The organism is Enterobacter sp. T1-1 (genome assembly GCF_000710795.1).
In the GTDB taxonomy this organism is placed as follows: domain Bacteria; phylum Pseudomonadota; class Gammaproteobacteria; order Enterobacterales; family Enterobacteriaceae; genus Enterobacter; species Enterobacter cloacae.
Map to the genome: position 1 here is coordinate 1 of NZ_JALW01000038.1, position 19481 is coordinate 19481.

A 19481-nucleotide genomic window follows, 5' to 3' on the forward strand; every position below is an offset into this window, starting at 1 on the left:
TGGGGAACCCTCAGCCCACAGGGAGAGGGTGGGATTAACGTTTATATTACGCCAGCGCCTTCGAAATCTTCTCGTACAGATCGCCAGAGAGATTTTCCAGCCCTTTAAGCTGCTCAAGCGCGGCACGCATCTTCGCCTGGCGCTGCGCATCGTAGCGTTTCAGGCGGATCAGCGGCTCAATCAGACGTGATGCCACCTGCGGGTTACGGCTGTTCAACTCGGTCAGCATTTCCACCATGAACTGATAACCGCTGCCGTCTTCCGCGTGGAACGCAGCCGGATTACTGCTGGCAAACGCGCCAATCAGGGAGCGGACGCGGTTCGGGTTGCTCATGGTAAAGGAGCGATGCTTCAGCAGGCTGCGCACGTTGCTGAGCGCATCGGCTGCCGGACTGGTCGCCTGCAGAATGAACCACTTGTCCATGACCAGGCCATCCTGGTGCCACTTGTCGTCATACTCCTGCATCAGCGCATCACGGCACGGTAACTCGGCTGCCACGCTTGCCGCCAGGGCGGCGAGCGCGTCGGTCATATTATCCGCTTCGTGATACTGCTTGCTCACCAGCGTGTTCGCCAGGTCTGTTTCACCAAAGGCCAGGTAGCGCAGACAGGTATTGCGCAGGGAACGTTTACCAATGTCGCCATGTTCCACGCGGTACGCATCCAGCTTGTTGGCGTTGTAGATCGCCAGGAACTCATCCGCCAGTTCGGCCGCCAGCGTGCGGGTCAGCGCTTCACGCACAGCCACGATGGCAATAGGATCGATGGTCTCGAACAGCTCAGCGATTTCGGTCGCGGACGGCAACGTCAGGATTTCAGCCGCGAGGGCCGGATCAATCTGTTCATCCAGCAGAACCGCACGGAACGCGTCAGCCACATGAACCGGCAGCGACAGCGGCTGGCCCTGCTGATGACGATTAACGTTCAGCTTGATGTATGTCGCGAGCAGGCTTTGCGCGGCATCCCAGCGGGAGAAATCGTTGCGCGCGTGACGCATCAGGAACGTCAGCTGCTGATCGCTCCACTTATACTCCAGCTTCACTGGAGCAGAGAATTCACACAGCAGCGCAGGCACCGGCTGGAAATAGACGTTATCGAAGATAAAGGTCTGCTCTGCCTGGGTCACGTTCAGCACGTGGTGTACCGGGTGGCCACCCTTCTGCAGCGGGATCACTTTGCCTTCGTTATCATACAGTTCAATGCTGAACGGGATGTGCAGCGGATATTTTTCTTCCTGCTCAGCCGTTGGCGGCGTGCGTTGGCTGATGGTCAGGGTGTACTGCTCGGTCTCCGGATTGTAATCGTCTTTAACGGTGACAATCGGCGTACCGGCCTGGCTGTACCAGCGGCGGAAGTGAGAGAGATCCACATTCGACGCATCTTCCATTGCCTGCACAAAATCATCGCAGGTGGCGGCGCTGCCGTCGTGACGCTCGAAATAGAGCTGCATCCCTTTCTGGAAGTTCTCCTCGCCCAGCAGGGTATGGATCATACGGATAATTTCCGCCCCTTTTTCATACACCGTCAGGGTGTAGAAGTTATTCATCTCGATGACTTTGTCCGGACGAATTGGGTGCGCCATCGGACTGGCATCTTCCGCGAACTGCAACCCACGCATGGTGCGCACGTTGTTGATGCGGTTAACCGCCCGCGAGCCCAGATCGGAGCTGAACTCCTGGTCACGGAATACGGTCAGGCCTTCTTTAAGGCTCAGCTGGAACCAGTCGCGGCAGGTGACACGGTTACCGGTCCAGTTATGGAAATATTCGTGGCCAATAACGCGCTCGATATCGAGGTAGTCTTTATCGGTGGCGGTATCGGTACGGGCCAGCACGTATTTGGAGTTAAAGATGTTGAGACCTTTGTTCTCCATCGCGCCCATGTTGAAGAAGTCGACGGCGACAATCATATAGATGTCGAGATCGTATTCCAGACCAAAACGCTCTTCGTCCCATTTCATGGAGTTGATGAGCGAGGTCATCGCCCATGGCGCGCGATCGAGGTTGCCACGGTCAACGAACAGTTCCAGCGCCACTTCGCGGCCAGAACGGGTTTTGAAGGTGTCACGTAAAACGTCGAAATCACCCGCCACCAGCGCAAACAGGTAGCATGGTTTCGGGAACGGATCCTGCCACTGTACCCAGTGACGGCCGTTTTCCAGCTCACCCTCACCCACGCGGTTACCGTTAGAGAGCAGGAAAGGATAAAGCGTTTTATCCGCGATGATTTTGGTGGTAAAGCGCGCCAGCACGTCCGGACGGTCAAGATACCAGGTGATGTGGCGGAAACCTTCCGCTTCACACTGGGTGCACAGCGCCACGCCAGACTGGTAGAGCCCTTCCAGCGCCGTATTGGCGGCAGGGCTGATTTCATTCACGATGCGCAGCGTAAAGCGTTCCGGCAGGTTATCGATCACCAGCTGGTTGTCTTCTTCTTTATAGTCAGTCCAGGCTGCATCATTAATATGCAGGGAGACCAGCGTCAGGTCTTCACCATCCAGACGCAGCGGCACTGCCGTCGCGCTCTGGCGGGTCACCTGGCTTACCGCCGTCACAACGGTTTTAGTGGCATCCAGGTCAAAAGTCAGATCGATATCGCTAATCAGGTAATCCGGCGCACGATAGTCGTGGCGGTATTTGGCTTGTGGCTGTTGTGTCATAGAAAACCTTATGCATCGTTTGTCGAATAACGATTCCAGTCTATTCCTGTTGTGTAGATCGCGCTATGCAGAATGTTCATCTTTTCAGGTACAAACACCCTTTTTGCTACATTTGTATAACACGGGGCACAAAATGCCCTCGACCATAAAGAGCGCTTATGTTGTGATCGGGGTTCAATAAATCACTAAACAAGGTATACTCCGGAGTTGTTTATTGTACTAAACGCTCCTGTGAGAGGATGCTACTGCGCACCTATGACTCGATTCGCTTCTCCTGTTCTGCATACGTTGCTGGATACCGACGCGTATAAACTGCACATGCAGCAAGCCGTTTTCCACCATTACTATGATGTTGATGTTGCGGCGGAATTCCGCTGCCGTGGCGACGACTTGCTCGGTATCTACGCAGATTCCATTCGTGAACAGGTCGATGCTATGCAGCATCTGACGTTGCAGGACGACGAATACCAGTGGCTTTCCGGCCTGCCTTTCTTTAAAGCGGACTATCTGAACTGGCTGCGCGACTTCCGTTATAAGCCAGAGCAGGTCACCGTCACGAATGATAACGGCAAGCTGGATATTCGCCTTGAAGGCCCATGGCGTGAAGTGATCATGTGGGAAGTTCCGCTGCTGGCTGTGATCAGCGAGCTGGCTCACCGCTACCGTTCGCCGGAAACCGGGGTGACTCAGGCACTGGCCGCGCTGGAAAACAAACTCGCGGGGTTTGCCACCCTGACGGATGGGCTTGATATGTCCCGCTTCCGTCTGATGGACTTTGGCACGCGTCGCCGTTTCTCCCGCGACGTTCAGCAGGCCATTGTTCAGCGTCTGCAGCAAGAGTCGTGGTTCGTGGGCACCAGTAATTACGATCTGGCACGTCGTCTGAACCTGACACCCATGGGTACCCAGGCACATGAATGGTTCCAGGCACATCAGCAGATCAGCCCTGATCTGGCCAACAGCCAACGCGCCGCACTGGCCGCGTGGCTTGACGAGTATCCGAATCAACTCGGCATCGCCCTGACCGACTGCATCACCATGGATGCGTTCCTGCGTGATTTCGGCCCTGAGTTCGCTGAGCGTTACCAGGGGTTACGTCATGACTCCGGGGATCCGGTTGAATGGGGTGAGAAGGCGATCGCGCATTACGAAAAACTCGGCATCGACCCGATGAGCAAGGTGCTGGTCTTCTCCGACAACCTCGATCTCGCGAAAGCGGTTGAACTCTATCGCCATTTCAGTACCCGAGTGAACCTGAGCTTCGGGATTGGCACCCGTTTAACCTGCGACATCCCTCAGGTAAAACCGCTGAATATCGTGATAAAACTGGTGGAATGTAACGGCAAGCCGGTAGCCAAGCTCTCCGATAGCCCGGGTAAAACCATCTGTCATGATAAAGCGTTTGTCCGCGCGTTACGCAAAGCTTTCGATCTCCCTCAGGTCAAAAAAGCCAGTTAAGCGCTTAAGGGAGCCAAATGGCTCCCTACTTCTTATTTATTTCTTAATTCTTCTCTTTTGACTGCGAAATTTACTTGTCTGATAGCGGATGGCAGGTAACATAGATATCCCCCCATATGGGTGGACAAGTGTTTATTTTTTCCGACTATTAACAGAGAGAATATTATGAGCGTTGTGCCTGTAGCCGACGTACTCCAGGGCCGTGTCGCCGAAGACCTAGAAGTCACCGTGCGCGGATGGGTGCGTACCCGCCGAGATTCTAAAGCTGGCATCTCCTTCCTTGCCGTCTATGACGGTTCCTGCTTTGATCCTGTACAGGCCGTCATTAATAATTCTCTGCCCAATTACAATGATGACGTTCTGCACCTGACAACCGGTTGTTCCGTAATTGTTACCGGCGTGGTTGTCGCATCACCGGGTCAGGGTCAGAGTTTCGAAATTCAGGCCACTGCCGTTGAAGTGACCGGCTGGGTTGAAGATCCTGATACCTACCCGATGGCCGCAAAACGTCACAGCATCGAATATCTGCGTGAAGTGGCTCACCTGCGTCCACGCACCAACCTTATTGGTGCAGTGGCCCGTGTCCGCCACACGCTGGCGCAGGCACTGCATCGCTTCTTCGATGAGCAGGGTTATTTCTGGGTATCTACCCCGCTGATCACCGCCTCCGATACCGAAGGCGCTGGCGAGATGTTCCGCGTTTCTACGCTGGATCTGGAAAACCTGCCGCGCACGCCGGAAGGTAAAGTGGACTTTGACAAAGACTTCTTTGGTAAAGAAGCCTTCCTGACGGTATCCGGCCAGCTCAACGGCGAAACCTACGCCTGTGCGCTGTCTAAAATCTATACCTTCGGCCCAACCTTCCGTGCGGAAAACTCCAACACCAGCCGTCACCTGGCAGAATTCTGGATGCTGGAGCCTGAAGTTGCTTTCGCAGATCTGAACGATGTCGCTGGCCTGGCGGAAGCCATGCTCAAGTACGTCTTCAAAGCGGTACTGGAAGAACGTGCTGATGACATGAAATTCTTCGCTGAGCGTGTCGATAACGAAGCGATTGCACGTCTGGAGCGCTTTGTTTCCTCCGACTTTGCCCAGGTGGATTACACCGATGCGGTTGCTATTCTCGAGAAATGTGGTGAGAAGTTTGAGAACCCTGTTTACTGGGGCGTGGATCTCTCTTCCGAGCATGAGCGTTACCTGGCTGAGAAGCACTTCAAAGCACCGGTTGTTGTGAAAAACTACCCGAAAGACATTAAGGCGTTCTATATGCGCCTTAACGAAGACGGTAAAACCGTTGCCGCAATGGACGTACTGGCGCCGGGCATTGGTGAAATTATCGGTGGTTCCCAGCGTGAAGAGCGTCTGGACGTGCTGGATGCACGCATGCAAGAGATGGGGCTCAATCCGGCGGATTACAGCTGGTATCGCGATCTGCGCCGTTACGGTACAGTGCCACACTCAGGCTTTGGTCTGGGCTTCGAACGTCTGATCGCCTACGTCACAGGTGTTCAGAACGTACGTGACGTTATTCCGTTCCCACGTACGCCGCGTAATGCCAGCTTCTAAGTAACCAAAATCATAATGGCCAGCATTTGCTGGCCATTATTTTATTCTGCTCTGTCAATTTTCGTCAGCGTAAAGTAAGCACCTTTCAACTTTGACCCCGTCACAACCACTAGTTGTTACGTTTTGTTTCCACGAAATATCTACGAACAAAAAATAAACCCTATTCTTATTGCGATTATTTAACCCTCAAGCAATAGCACAAATTTCAACCAAAATCACAGCCATCCAGAAGTCCTTTTGGGGTCATAAGAAAAAATGAGTCGTTGAAGGTGCGCATATACGAATTGCCTTTATCTAAATTAATTATAAGGAATTCATATATATAGGAATCTACTTGCCGTTTAATTCGCCAGGTCTTTCTGAAATTTGAGGTGGTTCACAAAGTTCCGAAAAATACACATTTAGTTACATATAATTTCTTTTTGTTACTCAATCTTGAAAACTGTAGCACTTTCAGGCTAGCGAAACGGTTCTATGAATGGAAAGATGCCTGACAGATACATAAAGACACCAAACTCTCATCAATAGTTCCGGAAATATTTATTGACGGAATTTATTGGCGGCAGTGGCGAGTGTCATAAAAAAACCAATGAGGGTAATAAATAATGATGAAGCGCAATATTCTGGCAGTGGTAATCCCTGCCCTGCTGGTAGCCGGTGCAGCTAACGCTGCAGAAATCTATAACAAAAACGGCAACAAACTGGATCTGTACGGGAAAGTGGTTGGTGAGCACGATTTCGTGACCTCCGGTGACAACACAGACAGCAGCGATGCGACCTATGCTCAGATCGGTTTCAAAGGCGAAACCCAAATCAATGACCAACTGACCGGTTACGGCCAGTGGGAATACCGTGCTCTGGCAAGCCAGCCAGAAAGCAGCCAGACTCAGCGTACCCGTCTGGCGTTCGCTGGCCTGAAAGCTGGTGATGCAGGTTCCATCGACTACGGCCGTAACTACGGTATCGTTTACGATGTAGAATCTTACACCGATATGGCGCCATCCTACTCAGGTATGACCTGGACTAACTACTCTGATAACTTCATGACCGGCCGTACCACTGGCGTTCTGACCTATCGTAACTCTGACTTCTTCGGTCTGGTTGATGGTCTGAGCCTGGGCCTGCAGTATCAGGGTAAAAACGATCGTACCGACGTTAGAACCGCTAATGGTGACGGTTTTGGTACCTCTGTTGGTTATGAATTCGGCGAAGGTTTCGGCCTGATCGGCGCATACAGCAACTCTGACCGTACTAACCTGCAGACCGCTGACGGTAAAGGCGAGAAAGCGGAAGCATGGGCTGTTGGTGCTAAGTACGACGCGAACAACATCTACCTGGCAACCACCTACGCTGAAACCCGCAACATGACCCGTGAAGAAGACGGTTCATTCGCAAACAAAACTCAGAACTTCGAAGTTATCGCTCAGTACCAGTTCGACTTCGGTCTGCGTCCATCCGTGTCCTACGTTCAGTCTAAAGGTAAAAACCTGGCTCAGCGCGGCACCTTCGCGGGCGGCGATGCTGACCTGCAGAAATTTGTTGAACTCGGTGCGACTTACTACTTCAACAAAAACTTCAACATCTATGTTGACTACCAGCTGAACCTGATCGACGACACCGACTATTCTCGTAGCGTGGGTATCGTGAACGGTAAAGACGACCAGGTTGCAATGGCTGTAACTTACCAGTTCTAATCAGTACACCACTTTGTTATATGCTTAATGAACAGGGCTTCGGCCCTGTTTTTTTATGCCTGACAGAAAATAATGGCGACTTTTGAAAAGCCGCACGCTTTTCGTCGCAAACGGTTGGCATTTTGTAAATCTACCGTTAACCTGATAGCGGATTTCACTTCTGTAATCACAATGGAACTTCGTCATGTTTGAGAACATTACCGCCGCTCCTGCCGACCCTATTCTGGGTCTGGCCGATCTGTTTCGTGCCGACGACCGCCCTGGCAAAATCAACCTGGGTATTGGTGTATATAAAGATGAAACCGGCAAAACCCCGGTACTGACCAGCGTAAAAAAAGCTGAGCAGTATCTGCTGGAAAATGAAACCACCAAGAACTACCTCGGTATTGATGGTATCCCTGAGTTTGGTCGTTGCACACAGGAGCTGCTGTTCGGTAAAGGTAGCACAATTGTGAGCGACAAACGCGCGCGCACAGCACAAACGCCTGGCGGTACCGGCGCACTGCGCGTGGCGGCGGATTTCCTTGCAAAAAATACCGCTGTTAAGCGCGTATGGGTAAGCAACCCAAGCTGGCCGAACCATAAGAGCGTCTTTAACTCTGCGGGTCTGGAAGTGCGCGAATATGCCTACTACGACGCCGCAAATCACGCTCTGGACTTCGACGGTCTGCTGGCGAGCCTGAGTGAAGCCCAGGCGGGCGACGTGGTACTGTTCCACGGCTGCTGCCACAACCCAACCGGCATTGATCCGACGCTTGAACAGTGGGAACAGCTGGCGAAACTGTCTGTCGAAAAAGGCTGGCTGCCGCTGTTTGACTTTGCTTACCAGGGCTTCGCCCGTGGTCTGGAAGAAGATGCTGAAGGTCTGCGCGCTTTCGCAGCCGTCCATCAGGAGCTGATCGTTGCTAGCTCCTACTCCAAGAACTTTGGCCTGTACAATGAGCGTGTTGGTGCCTGCACGCTGGTCGCAGCAAACGAAGAGACTGCCGATCGTGCGTTCAGCCAGATGAAATCAGTTATCCGCGCTAACTACTCTAACCCACCAGCACACGGTGCCTCTGTCGTTGCCACCATCCTGAGCAATGATGCGCTCCGCGCGATTTGGGAACAAGAGCTCAACGATATGCGTCAGCGTATTCAGCGCATGCGCCTGCTGTTTGTGAACACCCTGGCAGAGAAAGGTGCAGACCGTGATTTCAGCTTTATTACTAAGCAGAACGGTATGTTCTCTTTCAGTGGCCTGACCAAAGAACAGGTTCTGCGTCTGCGTGAAGAGTTTGGCGTGTACGCCGTGGCCTCTGGCCGCGTGAACGTTGCAGGTATGACCCCTGACAACATGGCGCCACTGTGCGAAGCGATTGTCGCCGTACTGTAATGTAATTAGCGCCCACAAAAAAGCCTGCACGATGCAGGCTTTTTTTATTATCCGGATTTACCAGACAGGCATTTCATCCTGAAGGAAGGGGTTATGCACCCGCTCGTAGCCCAGCGTCGACATCGGGCCGTGTCCAGGGATAAACGTCACGTCATCGCCCTGCGGCAATAACTTCTGTTTAATAGACTGGATCAGCTGTCCGTGGTCGCCACGCGGGAAATCGCTGCGCCCTACGCCACCTTTGAAAATCACATCTCCGGAAATCAGCAGACGGGACTGGTCATCAAAGAAGACAATATGGCCTGGCGTATGCCCAGGACAATGCAACACCTGTAAAGTCACATTCCCTACGTTCACACGCTCTCCTTCGTTTAACCAGCGATCGGGCGTCAATGGCTGACACTCATCGAGGCCAAACATGCGGCTTTGGGCTGGCAAACCCTGCAGCCAGAACTCATCTTCTTTTTCCGGACCGATCACCGGCACTCCATAGTGCTGTGCCAGCTCCGCCGCTGCGCCGACATGGTCAAGGTGACCATGCGTCAGTAAAATCTGCATCAGCGTCACACCGCTTTCTGCAACTTCCTGTTTGATCTTCTCAGCGTCACCGCCGGGATCGACAAGCGCGGCCAGTTTGGTTTGCTCACACCAGATCAATGAACAATTCTGGGAGAACGCCGTAACCGGAATAATACGATAGTTCATACTGCTCCTGTGTTTCGTTATTACCAGTGCCGAACTGGACCGGTATCAATATGCACAAAGTTACTACTTGGGTAATATCCTACACCACCTGCGCGCATAGATAACGCAGCTTTGCGAATATTGGCTAACGAAACGCCTTCAATATGGAAATCCATTGCCTGTCCCCTGGTGTGATAGCTTTTTTTCGCTACCCCACGGCTGCGGGCGCGCAATTCATTATTGGTATCAATGGAACGATAACCCGAAATGAGTTGCACCGGCTTGCTGGTACCCAGCAGGCCCTGAAGGCGGAACAACTGGTCAAATAATCCTGGGTCGATGGCTTTTACTTTATTCGCGCGGAAATCACGGAAAAAATGGTTAAGTCTTGCTAATTCATCCTGAATATAGCCTCTGCCATCGAAGAATTCCGCTTTTAGCGACTCACCAGTATGCAGATTGTTGAGCGTTAAAATACGCGGACGAGGTGTCGAGAGGGTGGCAAATGCTGGCGTCGGCAGGATGGCCGCTGCGCCGAGCGCAACGCCACCTAACGCCAGCAGTTTGCGGCGATTAGCGTCAAATTTGTCCATGATAATCAGGTCTACAGGTCAAAGAAATCGTAATATGCTTAGCGCACGAAGGGCACCTTAACTGGCAAAGCCGACGACGTCAAGGCACCCAACCCCAGCAAACACGCGGCTTCCAGCCATATCGCCACGTATTTGCCCTAACTTACGACAACCTATTTTCCCGAACTGCTTCATTTACCTGATTAATTGTTCAGCTTTTGGCAAAATTTGTGCGCCGGATCGCGCCGTGAGATCATAATTGTAAATATCTGTACGATACTGCGTACGTCCATCTTCGCCAACAAACGCCGTCAGATAGTAAAGATTGACCGGTATATTGTGTCGAATGTTAACGTAACGGGTGTCCCCCTGCTTGAGGGCATCGGAAATCCGCGTGTCGTTCCAGCCCGCATCCTGCAACAGCATATTCGCCAGTTCCGATGCCTTATTCACACGAACGCAGCCTGAGCTGAGCGCACGGGCATCTTTCTGGAACAGGTTATGGTTCGGCGTATCATGCAGATAGATAGCGTCCGAACTTGGCATGTTGAATTTATAGCGCCCCAGCGAGTTATGCGCACCCGGTGCCTGCTGGAAACGGAATGGCAGGTTTGACGGCGTAATCGTTGACCAGTCAACCATCCACGGATCGATCGTCTCTTTGCTGTTCCAGCCGCGGATCACCGTATAGTTATGACGCTCCAGATAGCCAGGATCGTTCCAGACCTTAGGCAGTATATCCTTGCGCGCCAGCGTCGGCGGCACGTTCCACGGCGGGTTTACCACTACGTTATTCAGGGCGCTGCTCATCATCGGCGTTTTACGGTCAGGACGTCCGACAATCACGCGCGACGCCAGCACCTCGCTACCGTTCTGATAATAAACCAGCGAATACGCTGGAATATTCACCATAATCCCGGTCGACAGTGTTCCCGGCAGCAGACGTAAACGCTGGATATTCAGCGCCAGCACCCCAGCACGCTGGGCAGGCGAGACGTTCAGCCAGTCGCGGGTGGACGGACCGATCACCCCGTCTGCGCCCAGCCCCTGCGCGGCCTGGAACTGCTTAACCGCCGCGACCAGTTCGCGATCGTAGGCGGCGGGTTTGTTGCTCTGTGCAACGGCCTGTTTCTCTTTTACCGGGGCCGACGGGCTGACGACCGCGCTTTGCGTATCGTCGCCGGGCAGCGCAATCTTAGGACCGCTTTCGAGAATGCCGGAGCGTTTCATAATTTCGCGGATCGCCGGGACATCGCTGCTCCACTGTCCCGGACGAAGCGTGGTTGTGCCACGCACCTGAGGCCACGGGCGGGAATCCGCAACCAGCTCAAGCAGCGACTGATGCATGGTGGCATACTGCGGATGGGCCGGTGCCAGGCTTGCGATAAAGCGCGGCAGGTCACCGTTATCCAGCGCCAGTTGCCATTGGTTAATGACCGACAGCGCCGGCGTCGCCAGCTTGTACGGTTTTTGACTGTATAACCAGCGGTTGCCATTGACCGGGATGCCCGCCACGAACTGGAGGTAGCCCATCATGGCATCAGACAGCACCACATCACGCGCCTGACCGGTAACGGCTGGATCGGTAAGGAGCTCAACCCAGGTGGTAAATTGCGGCTGAAAACCTGCAATGGCGACTTCCGCCAGCTGCTGCTGAAAAGCGCGCACGGCGTCCCGGTTTTCCCACATCGGCTTCATATCACGCGCGGCATAAAGCAGCGTAAGCTGGTTAATGTAAGCAGGCGTGTATCCTGCAGGAAGCCCGGTAAGAAGCTGCTGGCGGAGCGCGCCGGTGTCGATACCTTCGGGTAGCGGTCTGATACCCGCTAAAATGGCCGTCGCCGGAGATTGATCCAGCGGTTGTGACAGCGACGTCGGCTGCGCACCCATCGTCGCGGAACTGTCTGACGGTACAACTTCAGGCTCATCGGCCTGAGCGCTTAACAGTGGAGCAAACATCACCGCCAGACACAAACTCAACGCTGACAGCTGATGACCACGATTTTTCTTTAGCAACATCCCTTGCCCCCTGTTTTCTCACGACATGCCCATCACACTGGGGCTTTTATTCATTATAGGAAGGCACAAACGCAGTTGCCTTACCTTATGTAAAGAAGTTTAAAGATAACGCAGCCGTAAGCATAAGTTAAGCGTAAAAAAAAGCGGCGCTAATGCGCCGCGCTTTGTAACAACACGCCTCAGGAGGCGTCTGCCGTGCCCGGTAAGGACTCCGGCGGCTGCGGAGCAAAGCCACGCAGGCCTACAACATGAACGTGCTCGCTGTTCTGGAACACTTTACGCACCAGTTTATAGGTTGTGCCTTTTTCCGGACTAATATTTTCCGGTGCCGCAATGATGAGCTGCATATCCAGACGTTCGCAGAGCTCAAACAGCGTGGCGATGGAGCGGGCATCCAGACGCGCTGCCTCATCAAGGAACAGCAGACGGCATGGGGAAATATCTTTGCCGCGCAGACGACGCGCTTCATCTTCCCAGCTCTGCACCACCATCACCAGAATCGACATCCCGGTACCGATAGCTTCACCGGTCGACAGTGCCCCGGATTCCGCACGCAGCCAGCCGTCTGAACCACGGTTAACCTCAACTTCCATCTCCAGGTAGTTACGGTAATCCAGCAGCTCTTCACCGATGGTTTGCGGCGTACGTTGCCCCATATCAATCTGCGGATTCAGACGCTGATACAGCTTCGCCAGCGCTTCAGAGAAGGTCAGACGGTTGCTGTTAAACAGATCCTGATGCTGTTCATGCTGCTCAGAGAGCACATCCAGCAGCGTAGAGTGCGCTTCACGGACGTTTACATTCAGACGTACGCTGTTCACCTGACCAAACGATACGCTCTGCAGACCCTGGTTCAGCTGGCGAATACGGTTCTGCTCGCGCTGAATGGTCTTGCGGATGATGTTCGCCACGCTACGGGAGCTGATAGCCAGCTTCTGTTCACGGGAGGTCAGCTCTTCCGTCAGGCGCCCCAGTTCAATTTCCATCTGTTCAATGGCTTCGACCGGATCGTCGGTACGGATGATGTCCTGACGAATACGCTCACGCAGATGCTGGTATACCGCCACGAAGAACTGAATTTTACGCTCAGGACGCTTCGGATCTTCAGACATACGCAGCACATCGCGCAGATGTTCGTTATCGGCCACCGCCAGACGCAGCGCACCCAACGCCTTATCCGACATAGATCGCAGTTCATCCGCAGAGAGGTACGCCAGTTCACGACGATGCAGACGGCGTTCAACATTATTATCTTTCACCATGCGCATCACCGCGCACCAGCCAGCCTTCGCAGATACCACCTGCTCGCGCATTTCGTGATAGTCGCGCTCAAGCTTGCGCAGGCGGCGGGTCAGGTTATCCATCTCCGCTTCACAGAAGGTCAGCGCTTTTTCCAGCTGATTACGACGCGCACGGTTATTGCTCAGCTGGGCATGCAGCTCATCACGACGAACACGCGCCCGCTCTTCTGCCCCGCTGTCGGCACGGACGCCGATATCCTGCAGCTCTTTTTGCAGATCGTTTAACAGCTCTTTCTTGGTATCAAAGGAGCTTTTTAGCGAGGCCAGAACCTGGTTGTACTGGTTCAACTGGGCCGCGTGGCTACGCATCGCTTCACGGGCACGCGTACGTTCCGCTTCAGCCTGCTCAAGGCGCTGGCGTAATTTCTCGTTCAGATCGCTGTTACCGCTCAGCATTTCCGCCGAGTCAGAGTAGCCGAAGTGAGCGCGACGCTGCACCACTTCCGTCAGGGCAAACGCCTGCTGGCGTGCTTCACGCTGCACCTGCTGGGACCAGGCATAATCTTCTTTTAGCTGCTCAAACTGCTCTGGATCGCTCTGAAGCACCGAAACGACCGGCTCCAGCTTCGCCAGCTGATTACCGTGTTGCTGAACGAAGCGTGCGGCTTCCTGCGCTTCATCCAGACGTTCCTGGATTTCATCCACACGGTCAGCCAGCGTATCGTCCGCCAGCAGATTCAGACGCGGCAGAATGCGGTTCAGGGCAGCAACGCCCTCTTTCGCCTGTTCAAACTGAACGCGGCTCTGCTGGTTGTCATTTTCATGGCTGGCAATCGCGCGCTCAAGCTCGCCACGGCGGGTGTTAAGCTTGCGAATTTCCGCTTCCGGGTCAGCCTCAAAGGCCACTCCCAGATGGCTACCGATAAAGCGGCTAAATGCCTGATGCAGGCGCTGGGTTTTCTGCACGTCAAACGACAACGTCGCAAAACGTTCAGACAGTGTTTCACGCTCAGCGTGCAGGCTCTCAATACGACTTTCACGCGCGGCGCGGCCAAACAGAGGAAGTTCCGGGAAGCGCGAGTAACGCCACTGACGGTCAGCGATTTTCACCACTACCGCTTTTTCCAGCTCGTCAACGCTGAACACGCTGTCATCGAACGACTGCGGATCCCCTTCGATCAGATAGAGATCTTCCGGGCAATCTTCCAGCCCTTCGAGCTGTTCGGCAATCAGAGACAGATCCGGCACCACAATAGCGTTACGCGACGGGCCATACAGCGCGGAGAAGTACGGCGCATCGTCCAGACCCACGTCATCATAAATTTCTGACAGCAGTACGCCGCCGAAACGCTCCGCCAGCGTATTCAGGCGGGCATCTTCCGCACCGCCCGGCTGGCTTAAGCGTTCAATCTCTTCGTCAACCTCGCGCTTGCGCGCGCCAACTTCATCACGCTCAACAATTGCCTCGCGCTCGCGTTCAAGCAGCTGTTGCAGATATTCGGTCACTTCCTGGCTGGATTCGAACGTTTCACCGCACTGTTCGCTGAGCTGGTTCAGGCTGCTTTGCGCCGCCAGCCAGACGGGTGCGCGTTGCAACAGCGTCTGCGAGCGGGACTGGAGCTGCTCCAGCTCCTGACGCAGCGTCATCCGCTGTTCGCTGGCGCTGGATACCGTATCGGAAAGAGCGGCGATACGGGCTTCAAGCTCCTGGTGCAGAGCCTCAAGATCGTCAATATCGTAATGTTTACCCTGACGCTTACAGAACTCGGCCAGCAGACGCTCGGCCTCCTGCTGCTCGCGCAGACGCTGTTCCAGCTCGTTCAGACGCATACGCAGCGGTTGCACTTGCTCGGCCAGATGACGCTGGTTGACGCCGTCGCGCAGCAACTCGCGGGCTACGTCCCACGCTTCGTTTCGCGCTAGCGGGCCGTTAATCGCCACCACCAGCTGATAAGCTTGTTCAAACTGGCTGTGCGCGGTCTGCGCGACGCTCATTTTCTGTTCCAGGGAGAGCAGTTTTTCTGTGGCTTCCTGCTCTTTCGCCTGGAAGGTGTCCAGCCATTCATCGGCGCTGTCCGGCGTCAGGTCAGGCAGATGGCATAGCTCTTTCGCACGCTGCAATGCCTGCAGGGCCTGGTTGTACTGAATCGCTCGCGTCTGCTGCACGTCCAGCGCCTGCTGGTAATCGGCGAGCTGGCTTTTCAGCTCATCCACTTCCAGTTCGGCGGCTTCGGCACGCGCTTCGTTCTCTTCCTGCATGTCGGCGGCTTCGGCCACCACTTCGTTTTGCTCTTCGAGACGAATTTGCAGTTCATCGAGATCGGCTTCGTAGCGCTCGATTTTTTCCTGCTGGCGCAGCGCGGTCTGAACCAGGTTCAGGTGATCGCTGGCGGCCTGATAATCGGCTTCCAGATCGCCCTCAGCCCCGTTGTGTTCGCCCAGTTCACGGGCCATTTCAACGTGCTTATACTGCTCGGCCACCAGCTGTTTACGCGAGGTGAACAGCTCGCGGCGGTACTCTAATGCCTGATCGAGATGCACGCGGCGCTCGTTGGCGTGACGCATATAATCCGCCGCCACATAGTTGGTGGCTTCACTGATCAGGTGTTTAAACAGATCGCGGTCAGACTGGGTAACGCGAATCGCTTCCAGCGTCATGCGGTTTTCACGCAGCGCGGCTTCCATGTCCTGGAAGGCCTTACGCACGCCGCTGTTTTCCGGCAACAGGTAGTCGCGCAGGGAGCGGGTAATGGCGCTGGAGATCCCGCCGTACAGGGAGGCTTCAATCAGACGGTAATATTTGCTGCGGTCGGATGCGGTACGCAGACGACGCGCCACCACGCCCAGATCGAACATCAGGGAGTGGTAATCGGTAATTGAGTTGAACTGCTTGAACTGCACGCCTTCGATAGCTTCGAGCTTGTCTTTCAGCTCCTGCAGCGTCAGTACGCGCGCCTGGCGCTCATTAAGCGTTTCCGTCAGCAGCGCCGTTGGCTGCATTGAGGTTGGCAGGCCCTGAATCGCGAACGGTTTGATATCCACTTTTCGATCGCGACCGGCGACCTGCTGCAGACGCACGCCCACCACCACACGCTGATGACGGGAGTTGATCACATCCAGCACCGAATAACAGACGCCAGCTTTGAGCTTACCGTGCAGGCCTTTATCGCGGGAACCGCTTGTCGCCCCCGCTTCGGTGGTGTTACGGAAGTGCAGCAGCGTCAAATCAGGGATCAGCGCCGTCACAAAGGCCGCCATGGTGGTGGATTTACCCGCACCGTTACCGCCGGAGAGCGTTGTCACCAGCTCATCGAGATCAAAGGTTCGGGCAAAAAAGCCGTTCCAGTTAATCAGCGTTAGTGAGCGAAATTTACCGCGTTCAATCATTACTCTTCCTCCCCGCTATCCGGCTGATTGTCTTCAGGCTCGTCATTGAGCTGCAAATGGTTTTCCACCGGCATCGCCTCACCGTCGCGGATCATGCGAAGCTGCGCTTCACGCGCGTCGTCGCCCGCACGCACGTCGGCACCGAAGCGGAAAACAGATTCCGTAATGCGGAATTTGCTGCTGTCGTGGCCCATAAACCAGACCATCCCCAGACGACGCAGACGGTTCAGAGAAGAGCGAACTTTTTCCTGCAATTTCTGACGATCGAGATCCGACCCCGTTGAACGGTTGTTCACAAGCTTTAGCAGCTTGCTTTCGTCTGCCAGCGTCAACAGCTCATCGTAAAGCTCCTGCTGGGTGAAGATCCCTTCATTTGCCAGACGTTCCGGGCTGAGGTAGAGGTAGCACAGAATTTTGCCGACCATCATATCCAGCTCGGAGAGCACGGAGCGCGGAATAAGCGTGGTGGAACGCGGACGCAGGTAGAAGAAACCTTCCGGCGCGCGGATAAGCTCAACATTATAGCGTGCGTAAAACTCTTCCAGATACTCCTGGAAGTCCATCAAAAAGGCGTGATTATCCAGCTCGTCGAGGCCAATATGACGACCGGCACGCAGCTGGCTGTCCAGCGCCGGAAATAACGGATTCGCCAGCGCCTGTGCCAGCTTTAATGGCATCACTTGTTCAATATTTGTCAATGACATGCGCCTGTACCTTGGCTCCGTAATCGTTAATCGGCTGCCACTTCGGCGGCAGTCCGGTGAAATCTGCTTGCGCGATACCCAGGCGAACCGCCTGGTCTACCACAATGCGGGCAACGTCGAAGTGGCGCGCGCGAGGATATTGCGCCAGATAGTCGCGCACCACGAGACCAAGATCCAGCGGTACCTGTCTGGTTTTGTAGACAGCGAGCTGTTCTTCGATCATGGCCGCAAGTTGCTCACGAATTTCGTTGAATTCTTCGTACTCCAGATCCGGTGGCAGCTCACCGGTTACCTCTTCATCACGCAGCGCCATCTCTTCGTCACGCATATCGAGCAGACGATCGGCATTGGCGTAGGTTAGCGCCCACGGTGCATCGAAGTAGGTTTGAACAGACTGACGCAGACGCTGAGCAAAGACGCGGTTTTTATCCATATCGATAGCGGTACGGATAAATTTATGTACATGACGATCGTAACCGATCCACAGGTCAATCGATTGCTGGCCCCAGCTAATGATGCGATCGAGCTTGCTCTGCAAATCAAAGACCAGACGGTCGATAAAATGCAGATCGTCATGTGCCATGGTCGCATCCTGAATGCGCAGCAGGTTGGCCTGGAGCTTATCGCCTGCGGCTTCCAGCGTATCCTGCAGTTCACGCAGCGTGCCGGAAGTTTCCGACAGCAGCAGTTCACAGCTGGAGATGGCCGCACGCCAGTCTTTATTCAGCAATTGCGCGATATCATCTTTCACCTGCTGCTGCTGTTCGTCCATCAGACGCTGGGTCAGATCGATACTGTCAAAAATCTCCGCTACCGAATATTTCAGCGGCGCGTAGACGTTACGGTGCCAGTGGAATTCATCACCGTTTTCATCCGCAGCATCGGCTGCACGCTTGAGTTCACCCGCCACAATGGAGAGCTGCATGGAAAGACGCAACGTGGAAAACTCACGCTGGCGGATGTAGTAATCGGTAATGCCGATGCCCAGTGGCGTCAGTCGATAAATGGCGTTACCTTCCGCCTGCTCGCTGGTAAAGCGGTTCAGCAGACGTTGACGCACCATATCGTTGATTGCGTTGTTGGCACGCACGCTAATGGTTTCGCTGGTTTGCTCAAACGCATCACTCACATGGCGGAACGCATCCACCAGTTCACCCTCGCTCATTTCGCCATCGAGCCGTTCGCCGTTCAGCGTGGCAACCGCCAGCAGGAAAGAGAGTCTGTCTACCGGCAGCGAGATGGAGAAATCATTTTTCCTGGCCCAGGCAACCAGTTCGGGGACTGTCTGGGAAAATTCACTCATAGGTTATCCTTGCATCTGCGGCTTGTGCGCTGTGACGTGAATATAGCGGCCAAGACTGATAAACGGTTCCTGACGGCAATACCGCGTTTCTAATTCTGTTAAGGTGTCAAAACAGTCACGCTGTTTGTGTTTTTCACGCAGATAATCATGAAACACCCTGACGCCCGTCTTCCCGGTTATCTGCCAGCCAATCTCTTCCAGCCAGCCGTAAACCTGCTGGGGATCGCGCGGATAATCCGGGGAAAGCGTGCGCTTTTTCTTTTTCGGCATTCCGACCTGAACATAGTCGAAGTTGCCCGCAACCATGTTGTGCATCAGGAAGCCGTTAGCATTGTAGAACATCAGCGACAGCGTACCGCCCGGGCGTAGCATCGACCACAGAGTTTGTAACACGCTTAACGGATCGGCTACCCATTCCAGCACCGCATGAAACAATATCAGATCAACCTGGGTTTCCAAATGCTGTGCGATGTCCTGAGCGGCGCATTGTACAAAATGCATGTTGTCGCTCACACCTTTCTCCTCTGCTGCACGCGTGGCACGCGCAACCATCTCAGCAGAAAGATCGCAAAGTGTGACGTGATGACCGCGCTCAGCCATTTTTATGGCCGTCTGCCCTTCACCGCCTCCGGCGTCAAGCACGCGCAACGTTTGACCGCCATACGTGGCCAGAATGGTGTCCAGATCCTGCCAGAGGATCGTCTGACGTAACTGCCCTTTTGTGGTGCCGTATATGTTGCGCGAAAACTTTTCCGCGATGTCATCAAAATTGCGATCCCGCATTGGGAGAGTTCCACTCGCTAACTGCAAAACCGCTAT

12 protein-coding genes are annotated in these 19481 nt (G+C 54.3%); 4 read left to right on the forward strand and 8 right to left on the reverse strand.

Annotated elements, in window-relative coordinates; translation table 11 throughout:
* Nucleotides 1-46: 46 nt before the first annotated feature.
* A complete protein-coding gene (pepN, locus tag AK59_RS0113125; protein ID WP_029882975.1) occupies nt 47-2659 on the reverse strand; it encodes an aminopeptidase N in 2613 nt (870 codons plus the stop codon).
* Between the two features lie 255 nt (nt 2660-2914).
* Here pepN and pncB point away from each other — a divergent pair, with 255 nt between their 5' ends.
* The 4 genes from pncB to AK59_RS0113145 all read left to right on the forward strand — a co-directional run bounded on the left by pncB (nt 2915) and on the right by AK59_RS0113145 (nt 8752).
* On the forward strand, nt 2915-4117 hold the full coding sequence (pncB, locus tag AK59_RS0113130; protein WP_029882976.1) for a nicotinate phosphoribosyltransferase: 1203 nt from the start codon (nt 2915-2917) through the stop codon (nt 4115-4117).
* A gap of 165 nt (nt 4118-4282) precedes the next feature.
* Nucleotides 4283-5683: an asparagine--tRNA ligase gene (gene asnS, locus AK59_RS0113135; RefSeq protein ID WP_029882977.1), complete on the forward strand. Its 1401-nt coding sequence runs from the start codon at nt 4283-4285 to the stop codon at nt 5681-5683.
* Between the two features lie 605 nt (nt 5684-6288).
* Entirely contained in the window at nt 6289-7377 is a 1089-nt protein-coding gene (locus tag AK59_RS0113140; protein ID WP_029882978.1) for a porin, read from the forward strand.
* A 184-nt stretch (nt 7378-7561) separates the two neighbouring features.
* The gene (locus AK59_RS0113145; protein WP_029882979.1) at nt 7562-8752 is read left to right on the forward strand and encodes an amino acid aminotransferase; all 1191 of its coding nucleotides are present in this window, start codon (nt 7562-7564) and stop codon (nt 8750-8752) included.
* Between the two features lie 57 nt (nt 8753-8809).
* Here AK59_RS0113145 and AK59_RS0113150 read toward each other — a convergent pair whose 3' ends face one another.
* The 7 genes from AK59_RS0113150 to cmoM form a co-directional block, all read right to left on the reverse strand.
* Nucleotides 8810-9457, reverse strand: coding sequence for an MBL fold metallo-hydrolase (locus AK59_RS0113150; protein ID WP_029882980.1), 648 nt, complete (start codon nt 9455-9457; stop codon nt 8810-8812).
* A 20-nt stretch (nt 9458-9477) separates the two neighbouring features.
* On the reverse strand, nt 9478-10029 hold the full coding sequence (locus tag AK59_RS0113155) for a YcbK family protein (protein ID WP_013097290.1): 552 nt from the start codon (nt 10027-10029) through the stop codon (nt 9478-9480).
* Between the two features lie 174 nt (nt 10030-10203).
* Nucleotides 10204-12027, reverse strand: coding sequence for a L,D-transpeptidase (gene ldtD, locus AK59_RS0113160; protein WP_029882981.1), 1824 nt, complete (start codon nt 12025-12027; stop codon nt 10204-10206).
* A gap of 179 nt (nt 12028-12206) precedes the next feature.
* On the reverse strand, nt 12207-16655 hold the full coding sequence (gene mukB / locus AK59_RS0113165) for a chromosome partition protein MukB (protein WP_020689707.1): 4449 nt from the start codon (nt 16653-16655) through the stop codon (nt 12207-12209).
* Nucleotides 16655-17359: a chromosome partition protein MukE gene (gene mukE / locus AK59_RS0113170; protein WP_013097294.1), complete on the reverse strand. Its 705-nt coding sequence runs from the start codon at nt 17357-17359 to the stop codon at nt 16655-16657. Before mukE ends, mukB begins: the two co-directional genes overlap by 1 nt.
* Entirely contained in the window at nt 17340-18662 is a 1323-nt protein-coding gene (gene mukF, locus AK59_RS0113175; protein WP_013097295.1) for a chromosome partition protein MukF, read from the reverse strand. Before mukF ends, mukE begins: the two co-directional genes overlap by 20 nt.
* 3 nt (nt 18663-18665) lie before the next feature.
* Nucleotides 18666-19445, reverse strand: a complete 780-nt coding sequence (gene cmoM / locus AK59_RS0113180; protein WP_013097296.1) for a tRNA uridine 5-oxyacetic acid(34) methyltransferase CmoM — start codon at nt 19443-19445, stop codon at nt 18666-18668.
* Nucleotides 19446-19481 lie beyond the last annotated feature (36 nt).

Excerpts from the sequence above, each read along its gene's own strand:
- pepN (WP_029882975.1), bottom strand. The coding sequence starts at position 2,659 with ATGACACAACAGCCACAAGCCAAATACCGCCACGACTATCGTGCGCCG.
- pncB (WP_029882976.1), top strand. The coding sequence starts at position 2,915 with ATGACTCGATTCGCTTCTCCTGTTCTGCATACGTTGCTGGATACCGAC.
- asnS (WP_029882977.1), top strand. The coding sequence starts at position 4,283 with ATGAGCGTTGTGCCTGTAGCCGACGTACTCCAGGGCCGTGTCGCCGAA.
- AK59_RS0113140 (WP_029882978.1), top strand. The coding sequence starts at position 6,289 with ATGATGAAGCGCAATATTCTGGCAGTGGTAATCCCTGCCCTGCTGGTA.
- AK59_RS0113145 (WP_029882979.1), top strand. The coding sequence starts at position 7,562 with ATGTTTGAGAACATTACCGCCGCTCCTGCCGACCCTATTCTGGGTCTG.
- AK59_RS0113150 (WP_029882980.1), bottom strand. The coding sequence starts at position 9,457 with ATGAACTATCGTATTATTCCGGTTACGGCGTTCTCCCAGAATTGTTCA.
- AK59_RS0113155 (WP_013097290.1), bottom strand. The coding sequence starts at position 10,029 with ATGGACAAATTTGACGCTAATCGCCGCAAACTGCTGGCGTTAGGTGGC.
- ldtD (WP_029882981.1), bottom strand. The coding sequence starts at position 12,027 with ATGTTGCTAAAGAAAAATCGTGGTCATCAGCTGTCAGCGTTGAGTTTG.
- mukB (WP_020689707.1), bottom strand. The coding sequence starts at position 16,655 with ATGATTGAACGCGGTAAATTTCGCTCACTAACGCTGATTAACTGGAAC.
- mukE (WP_013097294.1), bottom strand. The coding sequence starts at position 17,359 with ATGTCATTGACAAATATTGAACAAGTGATGCCATTAAAGCTGGCACAG.
- mukF (WP_013097295.1), bottom strand. The coding sequence starts at position 18,662 with ATGAGTGAATTTTCCCAGACAGTCCCCGAACTGGTTGCCTGGGCCAGG.
- cmoM (WP_013097296.1), bottom strand. The coding sequence starts at position 19,445 with ATGCGGGATCGCAATTTTGATGACATCGCGGAAAAGTTTTCGCGCAAC.